The following is a 15,303-nucleotide window of genomic DNA, read 5'->3' as shown; positions in this document are numbered from 1 at the left end:
CTCATGAACGTTCCGACGAAGGAGGAACGCTCATGAGTGCGCGCCAGCGAGCGAATCATGGGTGCAGCGCGACTCGGTGCCTCATGAACGTTCCGACGAAGGAGGAACGCTCATGAGTGCGCGCGACGACGCGGTCAAGGCGTTGGAGTCCGACGACTGGTCCAGCGCGCAGGTCGAGCGCGCGCCGCGGCGGGCCTCCACGGTGTTCTCGGTCCGCCTGCCGACGGAGCTGGCCGACTGGCTCGCCGGCGAGGCCGACCATCGGCACGTCACCCCCAGCACGGTGCTGCGCGACCTGGTCGCCGCCGCGGCGCGCGCCGCGCACTCCGACAGCACCGTCACCCTGCGGCTGTCCGACCTGCACCGGGCGATCGACGCGCTCGCGCATCCGGCGGCCTGACGCGCACCGAGCAGGACCGCCGGCCCGGCCAGGCACTCTCCGGCCGTCGCCGTCCGGGCCACGCGGCCGGCGCATCCAGCCCGGGCCTTCCGGGCCACGCATCCGGCCCGGGCCGTCCGGGCCGCGCGGCCGGGCCACGCGTCGGGCCGGCGACGTTCCGGCCCGGTGCGGTCGGCCCGCCGGCCGCACCGGGCGAGGTTCACCCCACTCGGACGAACTTGACCGCGTCGGCGCGGGCGTTGCCGTCGCCCCGGGTCAGGGTCACCGACGAGGTGGTACCGGCCGGGAGATCCCAACTGCCCAGCGAGACCCATCCGGTGCTGCCGCTGGTGTAGTCGAGGTGGGTGGTCGTGGTGGTACCGCCGTGCACCACGTCGAGGCGCGAGTCGGTGTCACTGCCCGGATACACGATGCGGTGGACGTAGACCTGGTAGTGCCCGGCGGCACGCAGGTTCGGCCGCCAGGTCACGCTCGCCCCGGGCGCCGCCGACCAGCGGCTGGAGTTGCCCACCGTGAAGCCGGGTAGCGTGCTGTCGTTCCAGGTGCCGTTCTCGCTGTAGCCGTAGCTCGCCGGGGTGTCGTTGTCGACGTAGTAGTCCTTCTGGTAGTAGCGCACGTAGTCGAACTGCGCGGTGGCCGGCAGCTTCGTCTCGTCGACCGTCTCGTACCCGATCGAGGTCAGCCAGATGTCGAGGTAGTCGTGCGTGTCGGCGCTCGGCGGGTAGGTCGCGGTGTTCGTCAGCGTGCCGTCGACGTAGAAGGCGACCCGGTCCTCGGTCCAGTCGAAGCCGTACGTGTGCCAGCCGGCCGAGGTGTCGAACCCGGGCTGCGCCGTCCTGCGCCCGATGCTGGTGGAGCTGCCGTCCGGCTTCCAGGCGATCACCCCCTGGCTGATGTTCTTCGGGGCACTGGAGTTGATCTCGAACTGGTCGATCTCGGTGCGCCGCTTCGGCGTGTACGTGTCGGAGCCGTCGCCGGCCATCGCCCAGAACGAGGTGTGCCAGCCGGCGCCGACCGGCGTCCTCGCCCGCGTCTCGTAGTACCCGTACCGGAACGCCTGCCGGCTGACCACCCCGCCGGCGGTGTAGGCGTAGTTGCCGTACTGCTCCTTCTTCAGCGCGATCGACAGCACCCCGCCGCCCTCGGACACGTTGCGGGCCAGCTGGGCGCTCTTGGCCTTCTGGTCGGTACGGAAGTTCCACCGCGCGGTGTCCACTGTGGACCCGTTGAACTCGTCGTCGAACGCCAGGGTGTAGCCGTCCCCGGCGGGAGTGGTGACATCGGGCCGCGCGCCGCCCGGCGGCAGGGCGCTCGGCTGCACGGCGCCCGACCCGGCGGCGCTCGGTGGCGCGGCGCCCGGCCGGGCGGCGTACTGGTGTGCGACGGCCGGCGCCGCGAGTGATGCGCCGGCGACCGCGGCGACCGCGGCCACCGCGAGTGCGTGGAACCTTCTGGACACGGGACGACCTCCGGGGGATGGGAGAAGTCTTGCCGGTCGTTGCCTGCACGGTCGCCGAGACCGGGCGCGTCGCGCGCCCACCGTTGCCGGGCACCGGGTGCGGTGCCCGGACGTCGAGCCGGGGCGGGGCACGGCCGCGCCCCGGACGGGTCAGTTCTTGACGAGCTTCTGCATCGCCTCCCGCGCGTCGGACATCGCCTGCTTCGGGCTGGACTTGCCGGTCAGGACCGCCTGGACCTGGGTGGCGAGCGCCTGCTCGATCTGGGCGTACTGCGGGTAGGCCCAGAACGGGTCGGTGCGGGCGGTGGGGGTCACCACCTTGCTGAACTGGCTGATGAACGTGTCGCCGGCGACCTTCGGGTCGGCGAGCGAGGCGGTGGTGGTCGGCGGGTTACCGGTCTTCGCGAAGTAGGTGGCCTGCGTCGCGGTGTCCGCGGTGACACTGCGGGCGAACTTCGCCGCCGCACCGGATCCCTTGCCCGCCAACACGACCAGCACGCCGCCCCAGGCGAACGCCACCGGCTTGTCGCCGGCCTTGGCGACCGGCCGGGCGAACGGCACCAGCTGCTTCTCGATGTCCTTGTTCTTCGCCGCCGCGACCACGGCGCCCCGGCCGACCGGCGCGTCCTCGTACACCCCGACCTTGCCCTGGCCGAACAGCGCGCGGGCGTCGAACCGGTCCAGCGCCGGCGCGATCAGCTTCTTGTCGTACAGCTTCTTGTACCAGGTGACCGCCTCGACGCTGCCGTCGTCGCCGACGGTCACCTTGTCGTTCTCGACGACCGGGCTGCCGAACGCCCACATCCACGGGATGATGTCCTTGAGCTGGTCGACCTTGGTCATCGCCGCGTACGGCACGATCCCGTTGCCGAGCGCCTTCAGCGACTCCAGCATCGCCTCGAAGTCGTCCACGGTGGTCGGGATCTTCTTGATCCCGGCCTTGTCGAACAGCTGCTGGTTGCCCACCATGCCGATCGCGCCGGCCGTCCACGGCAGCCCGTACTGGACGCCGTCGACCTTGCCCAGCGCCAGCGCCGCGTCGGTGTAGCCGGCGCCGGCGGCGGTCTTGGTCAGGTCGGTGAGCTTGCCGGTCGCCTTCATGGTGGCGAGCCAGGCCGCGTCGCACTGCGCCGCGCCGGTGGCGTTGCCGCCCCGTACCTGCAGCAGCACCTGGTTGAGGTAGTCGTTGTACGGGTAGGAGACCGTCTTGATCTTCGCCCCGGACGACTTCTCGTAGCCGGCGACGATGTCGGCCAGCGGCTTCTTCGTCGACGCCTCGTTCAGCGACCAGCCGGTGAAGGTGAAGTTCTTGACGCCGTCGTCGGAGACGCTCTGGGCCGTGCCGCCGCCACCGGCGGACGGGGCGCAGGCGGACGCGCCGGCAAGCGCCAGGGCACCGGCGCCGAGGGCGCCGAGTACGCCGCGCCGGGACAGGGACGGGGTGGTCTGGGACATGGCTTCTTCTCTTTCGGTCGGAGGCCGGGCGGCCTCTTAGCCCTTCACCGCACCGCTGGCCAGACCCGCGACGAGGTGGCGTTGCAGTACGACGAAGGCGATGACGACGGGGAGCGAGGTCACCAGCGACGCGGCCATCAGGTCCGGCCAGGCGGTCTGGAACTCGCCGACATAGGTGTTGACCAACCCGGGCGGCAGCGTCTGCCGGTCCGGCCCGGCCAGGGTGAGCGCGAAGATGAAGTCGTTCCAGCCGCGGATGAACGCGAACAGGCCGGCCGCGATCAGCCCCGGCGCCGCGATCGGCATCATGATCCGGTGGATGATCGTCCGGGTGGGTGCGCCGTCCATTCGGGCGGCCTCGATCAGCTCGTCGGGAATGGTGTCGAAGAACCCCTTCAGCATCCAGATGCACAGCGGCAGGGTGAACGTGGTGAACGACAGCACCAGCGCGAGGTAGCTGTTGAGCAGCCCGGTCGCGCTGAACACCAGGTAGATCGTGATCAGCAGCAGCGCCTGCGGAAACATCTGCGAGGCGAGCACCAGGTACATCAGCGACCGGCGCCCGGCGTAGCGGAACTTGGCGAACGAGTACCCGCAGTAGGCCGAGACGATCACCGACAGCGCGGCGGTGATCAGCGAGACGACCACGCTGTTGAGCAGGTAGCGGAGCAGTTTCGGGGTGTGCAGCAGGTTGTCGAAGTGCGACAGCGTCAGGTGCCGGGGCACCAGGTGCGGCGGGAACGCGAACACGTCGCCGGTCGGGCTGAACGCGGTCACCAGCAGCCAGTACACCGGGAGCAGGCCGAAGCAGCCGATCACCACGACCGCCACCACCGCACCGACCCGGCCACCCCGGCCCCGCCGCCGCGCCGCCGCGCTCGCCACCCGGCGGGTCGCCGTACGCCGCGGCGTCGCCGTCGCCGCGCTCATGCGCGCTCCCCCTTCGTCGGACCACCCAGGAGGCGCCACGCCGTGTGACACCCATGCTTCGCGCGCTGGCGCCCGCTCATGCCGACCGCCTTTCCGAGAGCCAGACGTAGCCGACCACGAGGATGCTGAGGATCAACATCCACAGCGCGCCGATGGCGCCGGCACTGCCCAGGTCGAACCCCTTGAAGGCGGTGTCGTACACGGAGACCGCGAAGGTGGTGGTCGCACCGGCCGGCCCACCGCCGGTCATCACGTAGATCGTGTCGAAGTGCTGGAAGTTCCAGATCATCTCCAGCAGCAGCACCATGCCGATCATCGGCCGCAGGTGCGGCAGCGTCACCGCGCGGAACCGGCGCACCGCGCCCGCGCCGTCCAGCGCGGCGACCTCGTGCAGGTCGCGCGGCACCGTCTGCAGGCCGGCCAGCAGCATCACCATCATCCACGGGAAGCTGTTCCAGGTCTTCGCCACGATCACCGCGAGCATCGCCGTGCCGGGCTGGCCCAGCCAGGCGACCGGGTCGCCGATCAGGTGCAGCTTCATCAGCAGGCCGTTGAGCACGCCGTAGTTCGCGTTGAAGATCCACAGCCACAGGAACGACACCACCACGCTCGGCAGCACCCACGGGAACAGGAACAGCCCCCGCAGTACCGACCGGCCACGCAGCCCGACGTTGAGCGCCAGCGCCAGACCGAAGCCCAGCGCGAACGACGCCGCGGTGGTACAGACGGTGAACACCAGCGTGTGCCCGAGCGCCGGCCAGAAGTCACCGGCCAGCACCGAACGGAAGTTGGCCAGCCCGACGAACGACCGGCCGGGCAGCACCAGGCTCTGCTTGAACAGGCTGGTCACCAGCCCGGAGACGAGCGGGTAGCAGACCACCCCGGCGAGCAGCAGCAGCGCCGGCACGGTGAGCAGGAACCCGACCATCCCGTTGGACAGCCGGTCTCCCCGCTCGCGGCGGAACCGCCCGACGGTGCTCATGCCGGCTCCGCGGTACTGATCACGTCGGCGGTGCTCATGCGCTGGCTCCGGCGGCGTGCGGGCCGGCGTAGCCCAGGGCGATGCTGATCGAGTCGGCGGTCTCCACCACGGCACGGGACAGCTCGTCCTCGCGCTGCGCCAGGTCGATCACCGACAGCGGGCCGGACACCGACAGCGCCGCGACGACCGCGCCGGCCTGGTCCCGGATCGGCGCCGCGACGCAGGCCCGGCTGAACGCCAGCTCCTCGACCTCCTTGGTGTAGCCGTGCGCGGCGAGCTGTTCGAGCTCGGCGTCGAGCCGCTGGTGGTCGGTGAGCGTGTGCGGGGTGTACCCGACGAGGCTGTCGGCCGGCAGCAGCTCGCGCCGCTGCGCCGGGCTCAGCCCGGACAGCAGGCACTTGCCCAGGCCGGTGGCGTGCAGCGGGTTGTGCGCCCCGATCAGCACCGAGTTGCGGCGGGCCCGCGCGCCCTCGAAGTTGAGCAGGTAACAGAGCGTGTCGCCGCGGCGGACCGCGACGTTCGCGCCGAGGCCGAGCCGGGCGGCGAGCTCCTGGGCCAGCTGCCGGGCGGCCCGGTGCACCCGGTGCTGGTTGAGCGCGATGCCCGCGTAGGTGACCAGGTCCAGCCCCAGCCGGTACAGCCCGGAGACCGGGTCGCGCTCGACCGCGCCGACCGACTCCAGCGTGGCCAGCAGCCGGGAGGCGGTGGACAGCCCGAGGCCGGCGCGCTTGGCGACATCGGAGACCCGCAGCTCCGGCTGCCCCCCGGTGAACGCCGAGAGCACGGCGAAGGCCCGCTCCACGGACTGATTGTTGCCAACTTCGGTCGCCACAGCGCCCTCTCTTGTAACTGACTTGCAGTATGTGGAAACATAAACCTCATGCTGCAAGCCGTCAACCATTCTTCGGCAGGTACCGGATGAAGATCAGCGCGGTGCGCGCCTACCCACTTCGACTCACCGGCCGCGAGGCCTACCTCGGGTCACTGCCCGACGGCGCGGAGCCGGCCGGCGACGACTACTTCACCCGGCCACCCTGGCGCAGCCTGTACTCGCGGCACTTCGAGACGGTGCTGGTGCGCATCGACACCGACGAGGGCGCGACGGGCTGGGGCGAGGCGCTCGCCCCGGTCGGGCCGCAGATCGTCGCCGCCGCGGTCGACCGGCTGCTCGCGCCGGCGCTGCTCGGCCGGGACCCGACCCGAATCCGTCCACTGTGGACGATGCTGTCCGGGCTGATGCGCGAGCGCGGGCACCTGGTCGGGCACCAGGCCGACGCGCTCGCCGCGGTCGACATCGCACTGTGGGACCTGACCGGCCGGATCACCGGCCTGCCGGTGCACGCGCTGCTCGGCGGAGCACACCGTGACCGCGTCCCCACCTACGTCTCCGGGCTGCCCCGGCCGACCGACGAGCAACGCGTCGAGCTGGCCCGCGAGTGGGTCGGCAAGGGCGTCCGGCGGATCAAGCTGGCGCTGGGCTACGGGGTCGCCGCCGATCTCGCCACCTTCGACGCCGTCGCCGCGGTGCACCCCGACCTGCGGGTCGCCATCGACGCGCACTGGGCGTACGACCTGGCCGACGCGCAGCGCCTGGGCCGCGGCCTGGACGCCCGCGGCGGCTGGTTCCTGGAGGCGCCCCTCGCCCCGGAGGACGTCACCGCGCACGCCGAACTCGCCGCCGACCTGGTCACGCCGGTGGCGGTCGGCGAGGCGCTGCGCAACCGGTACGAGTTCCGCGACTGGCTCTCCCGCCGCGCGGTCGACCTGTGCCAGCCGGACGTCGCCCGTACCGGCATCACCGAGGCGATGGCGATCGTGGAGCTGGCCGCCGCACACCACATCCCCACCGCACCGCACCACTCGGTCGGGCTCGGGGTCGCGCTCGCCGCCGGCATCCACGTCGCCGCGGCGGTCGAGTCGCTGCCGGCCTTCGAGTACCAGCCGGGCACGGTGCCGATGGCCGACCGCATCCTGACCGCACCGATCGCCGGCGGCCCCACCGGCTTCGCCGTACCGACCGGGCCGGGGCTGGGCGTCACCGTCGACACCGCGGCGGTCGAGGCCGCCGTGCACGACCCGGCGTCGGTCGCCGCCCCGGCCGAGGCCGCTGCCACCGCGGCGGTCGAGACCGCCATCACCACCGAGGAGCTGCGTTGAGAAGCGGACTGACCCGGGGCCTGATCCCGGTACTGGCCACCCCGTTCACCGGCAACGGCGACCTGGACGCCGCCGGGTTGCGGCGGCTGGTGCACTTCCAGCAGTGGTGCGGCGTCGACGGGGTCGCGGTGTTCGGCTTCGCCAGCGAGGGGTTCACCCTCACCGCCGCCGACCGCGAGCAGATCCTGCGCATCGTGGACGCCGAGCTGCCCGCCGGCCAGCCGCTGGTCGCCGGGATCAGCGCGACGGCGATCCGGCCGGCGATCGAGCAGGCGACGGCGTGCGCGGACGCCGGCGCGAGCGCACTGATGGTGATCCCGCCGTACCAGGTGAAGCCGACCGCCGACCAGCTGGTCGACTTCTACGGCGAGCTGGCCGCCGCGGTGGGGCTGCCGGTGATGGTGCAGGACGCGCCCGGCTCGACCGGGGTGACCATGCCGGTCGACCTGATCGCCAAACTGTCCACACTGGACGGTGTGACCGCGGTGAAGATCGAGCCTCAGCCCACGGTACCGAAGATCGCCGCGGTCGCCGCCGCCACCGCCGACGACTTCGACGTGCTCGGCGGGCAGAACGCGCTGTTCGCCCTGGACGAGTACGAGCGCGGCGCGGTCGGTTCGATGCCGGCCTGCGAGTTCGCCGACGCGCTCGCCGCCGTACTGCGCGACTCCGACCGCGCCGGGTTCGACCGGCTGCTGCCGCTGATCCGGTTCGGCCTGCAGCCCGGCCTCGCCTGGTCGATCCACAAGCACGTGCTGGTGCGGCGCGGCGTGCTCGACGCGGCCACGGTGCGCGCCCCCGCTCGCGACGCGGACGCCGGCACGCTCGCCGCGCTCGACGCCATCCTGACCGAGCTGAACCTGCCGAAGTACCCGCGATGAGCGGCCGTGCCGTCCCGCGGCCCGGGAACCGCCGTCGCGCGCCCGGCCGCGCGGTGCCCGGTCACTGCCCACGCCTGGCGGGAGCACAGCGATGAGCGGGCGCGGGGTGCTGGTGGTCGGCGCGTCGTCGCCGATCGCGGTCGCGATCGCCGAGGCGTTCGCCGCCCCGGATGCCGGCGGCGCCCGGACGGCCGGGGGCGGTGACCAGGTGGCTGGCGGCGGTGACCGGGTGGCCGGCGTCGCGCTGGAGCAGCCGCCGACGCCGCCGTACCAGGTGGCGCTCGCCGCGGACTGCTCGACCGCGGCCGGCGCGCAGGCGGCGGTGGACGCGACGGTCGAGGCGTTCGGCCGGCTCGACGTGCTGGTGCTGGCCGCCGCGGTGATGCCGGTCGCGCCGGTCACCGAGACCACCGACGAGCAGTGGCGCGCCGGCCTCGACGCCACCCTGGGTACCGCGTTCGCGGTGTGCCGGGCCGCGCTGCCGCGGCTGCCGCGCGGGGCCGCGATCGTCGCGGTCAGCTCGGTCAACGCGACCCTCGCCGCGCCCGGCCTGCCCGCGTACGCGGCCGCCAAGGCCGGCCTGGAGGGCCTGATCCGGCAGCTCGCACTGGAGTACGGCCCGGCCGGGGTGCGGGTCAACGCGGTGGCGCCGGGCATGATCGGCAACGCCGACCTGCCGCACGTGACCGACGGGTACCCGCTGGGTCGGGTCGGCACGCCCGCCGATGTGGCCGGCGCGGTGCACTACCTGGCCTCGGCCGCCGCCGGCTTCGTCACCGGTGCCGTACTGCCGGTGGACGGCGGGCTGTCCATCGCCTCGCCGGCCGCCTACCTGCGCCCCGACCTGCGCGCCCGGTTTCTGCCAGACTGAGTGCCCCGCACGGCCCGGCCGCGCCGCTCAGCGCCACCCAGCGGTCGGCGGTCGGCGGTCGGCGGTCGGCGGTCGGCGGTCGGCGGTCGGACCTTGCGGTACCGACGGGGGAACGGAGTCTCCCGGTGGCGGGCCGGCGGCCCGGCACGACGGCGTGAGGAGGCGTGCTGGTGGAGCAGCTCGGTGCACCCGTGGCCGGGCACGGCGAGGGGCCGTGCTGGGACCCGGCGGCCGGCCTGGTGCGCTGGGTCGACCTGGAGCGCGGCGACCTGCTCGCCACCCCGCCCGGCGGCGGGCCGGTCACCCGGCACCACGTCGGTACCGTCGCCGCGGCGCTGCGACCGCGCGCCGCCGGCGGCCTGGTGGTGGCGGTCGAGCGCGGCTTCGCCCTGCTGGACGCGCCGGACGCGCCGCCCCGGCTGCTGCCGGAGCTGTGGTCCGACCCGACGGTACGGATGAACGACGGCGGCTGCGACCTCGCCGGCCGGTTCTACTGCGGCTCGATGGGCTACGACGGCCGGCCCGGCGCCGGCGCGCTGCACCGGCTCGACCCGGACGGCAGCACGCACACCGTGCTGACCGGCGTCACCATCTCCAACGGGCTGGCGTTCACCCCGGACGGTGCGACCGCCTACTACGTCGACACCGCGACCGGCCGGATCGACGCGTTCGACGCACACGACGGCGTGCTCGCGCGCCGGCGACCGGTGGTCTCCGTCCCACCCGCCGACGGCGCACCGGACGGGCTGACCCTCGACGCGCAGGGCCACCTGTGGGTGGCGCTGTGGGGCGGCGGCGCGATCCGCCGCTACTCCCCCGCCGGCGAGCTGGCGGAGCACGTGCCGGTACCGGTCCGGCACGTCACCGCGTGCACCTTCGGCGGCGCCGACCTGGCCACCCTCTACATCACCACCTCGACCGTGGACGCCACCGACGAGGAGCACCGGTACGCCGGCGCCCTCTTCACCCACCGCCCCGCCGTCGGCGGCCTCCCACCCCTCCCGTACGCGGGCTGACCGGCCGCGGGCGCGCACCGCTCGCTGAGCCGGGCCTACCCCGCCCGCCGGTACCCCGCGAGCACGTCCACCGCGGCCGACCGCACCGGTGTGTCGCCGAGCCACCAGCCCAGCGCGGCCGAAGCGATCAACCCATCCATGGCGGCGGCGAACGCGAACAGGGACGCGGTGTGCATTGCCGCCGGCACCCCGAGCGACCAGCCGACGTACGGGGCCGCGTAGCCGGCACCGACCACCACCGGCACCAGGATCAGCAGCCAGGCCCGTCGGCGCGGCACCGCGCCCTGCGCCAGCGCCGCCGCCGCGGTACCCCCGACGACGGCCACCTCGAACGCCACGATCAGCTGCCACGCCTGCAGGAAGTCGGCCACAGCGAGCACCATCGCACCGATCAGGAGGCCACCGACCCCGGTCGACACGAGCACGGAGATCACGCCGCCCGACACCGATCTCGGAGCGAGCTGGTTACGCCGGATGACCATCGCCAGCAACGCCGTCAACGTGCCGAGCAGCGCCGTCAGCGGCGCTGGCATGAGCCGACCGGTGATCCCCATGGCGAAGCCGGTGAGCGGCAGCGGGGTGAGCGCGCTGGTTTCCGGCAGCCGCACCGCGACGCGTCGCCAGGCACCGTCCGGGTCCCGGACCGCGAGCCCGTCCACCCCGTTCGCGACGACGACCTGGTAGCCGCCGGCGACCGGCCGGACCAGGATGTCGGCGCTGGCCAGCAGCCTGTCGTCGGAGCCGGTCAGGCCGTGCGACCGGCGCAGGAACTCCCAGCGTTCCGGCGGCACCTGCCACACCGTGCGCCAACCGGTGCCGCCGTCGAGGGTTTCCTGCACCCACAGGCTGCGACCGCCGCGCGGCGGGCCGCCGGCCTCCGAGTAGCCGGGGGCACCGGGGATCCGGAAGCAGTGCCCGGTGCTGCCGGGTACACAGGCCAGGGTGTGCGCGGGCGGCAACTCGGTACGGTTGCGATCGACGCCGAGCCGGCGCGCGTCGGCCGCACCGAGGCGCCGCCAGCCGCCGTCCGGAGTGCCGATCGCCGGCCGGATCGCGTCGCCGGCCACGACGACCCGGTCCCCGTCCGCGAGCAGCCTGGTCACCGACGGCCGGGGCGCCACCGAGGTACCGGCCAGCGCCACCAGCACGAGCGGCCCACCCAGCAGAGCGCCGGCCCACCGTGCCGCCGTCCGCGCCGTACCGGACCGGCGCCACCGTGCGAACCGGCCGACGTCCGCAGCGGCAAACGACGTGCCACGACGAACGGCCGCCCCCGCCGCCCCGGCGCGGGGAACTGCGGCACCGCCGACGACGGACCGCCGCGCATCCACCCCGCCTGCGGCGCCCCGGCCGACACGGACACCGCCAGCAGCAACCGAGCCGACCCTGACACCGCCAGCAGCAACCGGGTCGACGCTGACACCGCCGGGAGCGTCCGGGTCGACGGCGCCGCCGTCGGCAGGCCGACGAACAGCGCCACCGCCTGCGGCCGGTCGGCGCGGGCGGGACGGGGTGGACACCGGGCCGCGGGCGAGGGTACGACGGGCGACGGTGCGGCAGGCGAGGGCGGCGACCAGCACGGCCGGCAGTGCGAGCAGGTCGGTCGGATCGCGCACCACCTGGGCGCTGCCGGCGACCTGCTGCCAGCCGGCGACCGCCAGCGCGTTGCCGGTCGCGGTCACCTTGGCCAGCACGAAGCCGGTACCGGTCGCCGCCAGCGCCACGCCGCCGACCAGCCGCACCGATCCCCGCGGTACCAGCAGGGCCACCAGCACCGACAGCGCGGCCGGGGCGACGATCAGGCCGGCGACGTCGCTGACCTTGCCGGTGACCGGGCCCGGCCACAGCGACTTGCCGAGCCGGTCGTTGAGCAGCAGGATGCCGGCGGCGGCGAGCGTCACCGGATGCGCCACCCACCGCGCCGCGACACCGACGGTACGCATGCGGTCAGCATCGCGGCGCTCGGTCACGACCCGGCCGCGGAGCGATCCCGAATCCGCCCCGCCGCGCGAAGTGGCCCGGCCCGCGACTCGGCCCGGCCACGGTCCGACCTGCGGCTGGACCGCCGAGCGGCCCGGATCGCTGGGCGAAGGCGTTCCGGAACCGCGCCGGGGCCGGAGGAACCCGGGTGCGCTGCGCCGGCGCGGTGTGATGGGGTCGACGGATGATGCAGATCAGGGCCGCGGCGATGGACGACGTCCGGGCCCTCGCCGAGATCCAGGTCGCCGCGGGTGCCGCGTTCCGCGCCGTCGGGCTGGGCTGGATCGCCGACAACCCGGTGCCGACCGACGAGCAGTACCTGGGGTACGTCCGGGACGGCCGCGCGTTCGTCCTCGCCGACGGCCCGGTACCGGTCGGGTTCGTGCTGGTGGACCTGGTCGACGACGCGGCGCACGTCGAGCAGCTCAGCGTGGTGCCCAGCCACGCCCGTCGCGGCCTCGGCGCCGGGCTGATCGACCACGTGGACGGCTGGGCCGCCGCCCGCGGTCTGCCCGCGCTGACCCTGTGCACCTTCCGCGACGTGCCGTGGAACGCGCCGTACTACGCGCGGCTCGGCTTCGTCGAGATCGACACGCCCGGTCCCGGCCTCGCGGCGCTGCTGCGTGCCGAGGTGGCCTTCGGCCTCGACCCGGCCACCCGGGTCGCGATGCGCCGCCCGGTCCGCGCCGCCTGACCCCCGGCAGCGCCGACCAGCCGGTCACGAAACGCGGCCGGGTGCCTAAGACCGGCGCTCGCGGCGCCCGACCAGCCGGACGCAACGCCCGACCGCCCGGTCACGAAACGCGGCCGGGTACCTGCGACCGGCGCTCGCGGCGGCCGACCGGCCGGACGCAACGCCCGACCAGCCAGTCACGAACACCGCCCGGCGCCTCGCGACCGACCCTCGGCGGCGCCCCGAACACGCACAACGCGACGCCCGACGATCCGATCGCGAAACACCGCCCGGTGCCGGCGACCGGTACTCGACGGCGCCCGACCGCCGGTTCGCGACGCCCGCCGGGCACGAGCGAACCGGCGGCCAGCGCCTCCGGCCGGCACGGAGGTCCGGGCCGGGCCGGACGGCCGACCGCCACGTACCGGTCAGGTGACGACGAGGGTGGCGAGCACCGCGCGGTGGTCGGTGCCGGCGACCCGGCGCACCTGGTACGCGTGCACGGCGAGGCGCCGGTCGGCCAGCACGTGGTCGAGGGTGACCGCCGGGAACGGGTCGTCCGGCCAGGTCGGGCGCAGCCCGGAACCGGTCACGTCGGCCGCGTCGCGGTACCCGGTGGCGATCAGCCGGCGCAGCGGCGGATGGTCCAGCGTGGCGTTGAAGTCGCCGAGCAGCACCCGCCGCACGCCGTGCGGGGTGGCCGCCGGTTCCGTCGCGATGCCCCGGCTCCAGCAGCTCTGGTGGTCCGCGGTGTACGGCGAGCACGGGTGCACCGAACGCAGCGCGATCCGGGTACCGCCGGGCATCGTCACCGTGGCCGACGCCTGCGCGAACCCGCCGATCCCGGTCGGCGTCCGCTCGTCGGACAGCGGGAACCGGGAGTACAGCGCGGAACCCGCGGCGTACGGTTCCGGATCGGTCACGTGGTGCGGCAGCCGGCGGTCGAGCCCGGCGCGGTCGAGTCGCCGCTGCGCCGAGGCCGTGAACTCCTGCAGCGCCAGCACGTCGACCTTGCCCGCCTCCACCAGCCGCAGCACGTCGCCGGCGTCGGCGCCGCCGATCCGCAGGTTCACGGTCATCACCCGCAGTTGCTGGCCGGCCCGCTCCTCACCGGACCCCCACACCCGCGGGAACACCATCGCGACCAGCGCCAGCATCGCCACCGCGGCCAGCAGTCCGGCCCACACCGCCCGCATCAGCAGCGCCAGCACGGCCACCACCGCGGCGGCGAGCACCGCCCACGGCGTCAGCGCCAGCACCGCGACACCGGGCCACGGCGGCAGCACCCCGGCGACCCGCACCGCCGCCCACGCCAGCACGACGAGCGTCAGCAACCACAACCCGCCCCGTACCACCCGCACCGCGCCACCCTAACCAGCCGCGCCAACCAGGCGGTACGACCCGACGGCCGCCGGCCGGCTCGGCCGCGACCCTCGCCCACCGCGTACCTGTCAGGATCGCCGCACGTGCCCGCACGGCTCGGCGCGGCGCTCGTTTCCGATGAGGTTGGTAGCCTCCGGCCATGCCGGAGCGCGCGGTGCCGCTGGATGCGATCGTCTTCGACCTGCTCTTCACGCTCGTGCATCCGGGCGCCTACCCCGGCGGCACCGGCCGAACCGGCTGGCTCGCCCGTACGCTCGGCGTCGACGCGGCGGACGTCGCCACCCGGTGGGACGCGTTCGAACCCGCCCTCGAAGCCGGCCGGGCCGGCGCAGCCGCCGACGGCCTCGCGCCGGAGCTGGCGTGGGTGCGCGCCGTCGCCGCGGACCTCGGCTCCCCGGTCACCGACGCCGACCTGTCCAGGATCGATGCGGACTGGGATCTCACCCGCCGAGAGGCCCTGCTCGCTCCTCCGCCATCGACGACGGAAACGCTCGTGGCGCTGCGCCAGCGGGGACTGCACCTCGGCGTGTTGAGCAACACGCACGCCCTGGAGCTACGGGCCTGGGACCGATGCCCGCTTGCCCCGCTGTTCGACGCCGTCGCCTTCTCCCACGAGATCGGCGTGTGCAAACCCGACCCGGCCGCGTACGCACGGATCCTCGACCGGCTCGGGGTCTCCGCCGCGAGCGCTGCCTACGTGGGAGACGGCGGCAGCAACGAACTCGACGGCGCGCGGGCCGCCGGATTCGGCCTGGTGGTCTTGGCGGAGGAAGCACCGGCCAGGCTCGCTCCCCACGATCTTCCCCGACTCCGCGCACAGGCCGACACGTCCGTGGGTTCGCTGCCCGACCTGGTACCGCTACTGGACCCGTGAGGGCGGCGACGACGCCTCCGGGCTGGTCGACGCGACGCGTGCTGGTCGCTTCCGCCGCTGGCGCGGCACTCGACGCGACCGCCCGCCGCTCAGCCGCAGGTGCGGCGCTGGACGCGCCGCTCGGCGCCGGCCACGTCGATCAGGACCAGCGCCAGGACCTCTGCACCGGTCGTCCTGCACCGCCTGGTGATCACCGCACAGACCAGGGCCACCGCCATCGAGGCCCACCCGGCCGCCTCGCA

At 74.1% G+C, this 15,303-nt stretch carries 15 protein-coding genes; 7 read left to right on the top strand and 8 right to left on the bottom strand.

Annotated elements, in window-relative coordinates:
- The first annotated feature begins 112 nt into the window (after positions 1–112).
- Positions 113–400: a hypothetical protein gene (locus NUM_RS04870; protein ID WP_207123337.1), complete on the top strand. Its 288-nt coding sequence runs from the start codon at positions 113–115 to the stop codon at positions 398–400.
- 199 nt (positions 401–599) lie between these two features.
- Here the strand turns inward: NUM_RS04870 and NUM_RS04865 are convergent, their stop codons facing one another.
- The 5 genes from NUM_RS04865 to NUM_RS04845 form a co-directional block, all read right to left on the bottom strand.
- On the bottom strand, positions 600–1,859 hold the full coding sequence (locus tag NUM_RS04865; protein WP_207123336.1) for a glycoside hydrolase family 16 protein: 1,260 nt from the start codon (positions 1,857–1,859) through the stop codon (positions 600–602).
- Between the two features lie 150 nt (positions 1,860–2,009).
- Entirely contained in the window at positions 2,010–3,314 is a 1,305-nt protein-coding gene (locus NUM_RS04860) for an extracellular solute-binding protein (RefSeq protein WP_207123335.1), read from the bottom strand.
- A 36-nt stretch (positions 3,315–3,350) separates the two neighbouring features.
- Positions 3,351–4,244 carry a carbohydrate ABC transporter permease gene (locus NUM_RS04855; protein ID WP_207123334.1) on the bottom strand — a complete coding sequence of 298 codons (894 nt, stop codon included), beginning with the start codon at positions 4,242–4,244 and terminating at the stop codon, positions 3,351–3,353.
- A 76-nt stretch (positions 4,245–4,320) separates the two neighbouring features.
- On the bottom strand, positions 4,321–5,226 hold the full coding sequence (locus tag NUM_RS04850; protein WP_207123333.1) for a carbohydrate ABC transporter permease: 906 nt from the start codon (positions 5,224–5,226) through the stop codon (positions 4,321–4,323).
- Between the two features lie 34 nt (positions 5,227–5,260).
- The gene (locus NUM_RS04845) at positions 5,261–6,028 is read right to left on the bottom strand and encodes an IclR family transcriptional regulator (protein ID WP_225918334.1); all 768 of its coding nucleotides are present in this window, start codon (positions 6,026–6,028) and stop codon (positions 5,261–5,263) included.
- 116 nt (positions 6,029–6,144) lie between these two features.
- Between NUM_RS04845 and NUM_RS04840 the strand changes: the two genes are divergently transcribed.
- The 4 genes from NUM_RS04840 (at position 6,145) to NUM_RS04825 (ending at position 10,151) form a co-directional block, all read left to right on the top strand.
- Positions 6,145–7,383 carry a mandelate racemase/muconate lactonizing enzyme family protein gene (locus NUM_RS04840; protein ID WP_207123331.1) on the top strand — a complete coding sequence of 413 codons (1,239 nt, stop codon included), beginning with the start codon at positions 6,145–6,147 and terminating at the stop codon, positions 7,381–7,383.
- The gene (locus tag NUM_RS04835) at positions 7,380–8,264 is read left to right on the top strand and encodes a dihydrodipicolinate synthase family protein (protein WP_225918333.1); all 885 of its coding nucleotides are present in this window, start codon (positions 7,380–7,382) and stop codon (positions 8,262–8,264) included. Before NUM_RS04840 ends, NUM_RS04835 begins: the two co-directional genes overlap by 4 nt.
- Positions 8,265–8,355: 91 nt before the next feature.
- On the top strand, positions 8,356–9,135 hold the full coding sequence (locus NUM_RS04830; protein WP_207123330.1) for an SDR family NAD(P)-dependent oxidoreductase: 780 nt from the start codon (positions 8,356–8,358) through the stop codon (positions 9,133–9,135).
- A 170-nt stretch (positions 9,136–9,305) separates the two neighbouring features.
- Positions 9,306–10,151: an SMP-30/gluconolactonase/LRE family protein gene (locus NUM_RS04825; RefSeq protein WP_207123329.1), complete on the top strand. Its 846-nt coding sequence runs from the start codon at positions 9,306–9,308 to the stop codon at positions 10,149–10,151.
- 35 nt (positions 10,152–10,186) lie between these two features.
- Here NUM_RS04825 and NUM_RS04820 read toward each other — a convergent pair whose 3' ends face one another.
- Complete coding sequence (locus NUM_RS04820) at positions 10,187–12,094, bottom strand: hypothetical protein (protein ID WP_207123328.1); 1,908 nt, start codon at positions 12,092–12,094, stop codon at positions 10,187–10,189.
- A gap of 221 nt (positions 12,095–12,315) precedes the next feature.
- Between NUM_RS04820 and NUM_RS04815 the strand changes: the two genes are divergently transcribed.
- A complete protein-coding gene (locus NUM_RS04815; RefSeq protein ID WP_207123327.1) occupies positions 12,316–12,825 on the top strand; it encodes a GNAT family N-acetyltransferase in 510 nt (169 codons plus the stop codon).
- Between the two features lie 407 nt (positions 12,826–13,232).
- Here the strand turns inward: NUM_RS04815 and NUM_RS04810 are convergent, their stop codons facing one another.
- Entirely contained in the window at positions 13,233–14,165 is a 933-nt protein-coding gene (locus NUM_RS04810) for an endonuclease/exonuclease/phosphatase family protein (protein WP_207123326.1), read from the bottom strand.
- 161 nt (positions 14,166–14,326) lie between these two features.
- Between NUM_RS04810 and NUM_RS04805 the strand changes: the two genes are divergently transcribed.
- Positions 14,327–15,061, top strand: a complete 735-nt coding sequence (locus NUM_RS04805) for an HAD family hydrolase (protein WP_207123325.1) — start codon at positions 14,327–14,329, stop codon at positions 15,059–15,061.
- Between the two features lie 89 nt (positions 15,062–15,150).
- On the opposite strand, the gene NUM_RS37615 is transcribed toward NUM_RS04805, so the two are convergent.
- Complete coding sequence (locus NUM_RS37615; protein ID WP_263975105.1) at positions 15,151–15,279, bottom strand: hypothetical protein; 129 nt, start codon at positions 15,277–15,279, stop codon at positions 15,151–15,153.
- Between the last annotated feature and the right edge of the window lie 24 nt (positions 15,280–15,303).

It is taken from the genome of Actinocatenispora comari (genome assembly GCF_017312725.1).
In the GTDB taxonomy this organism is placed as follows: Bacteria; Actinomycetota; Actinomycetes; order Mycobacteriales; family Micromonosporaceae; genus Actinocatenispora; species Actinocatenispora comari.
This window is presented reverse-complemented; position numbering and strand designations above follow the sequence as displayed.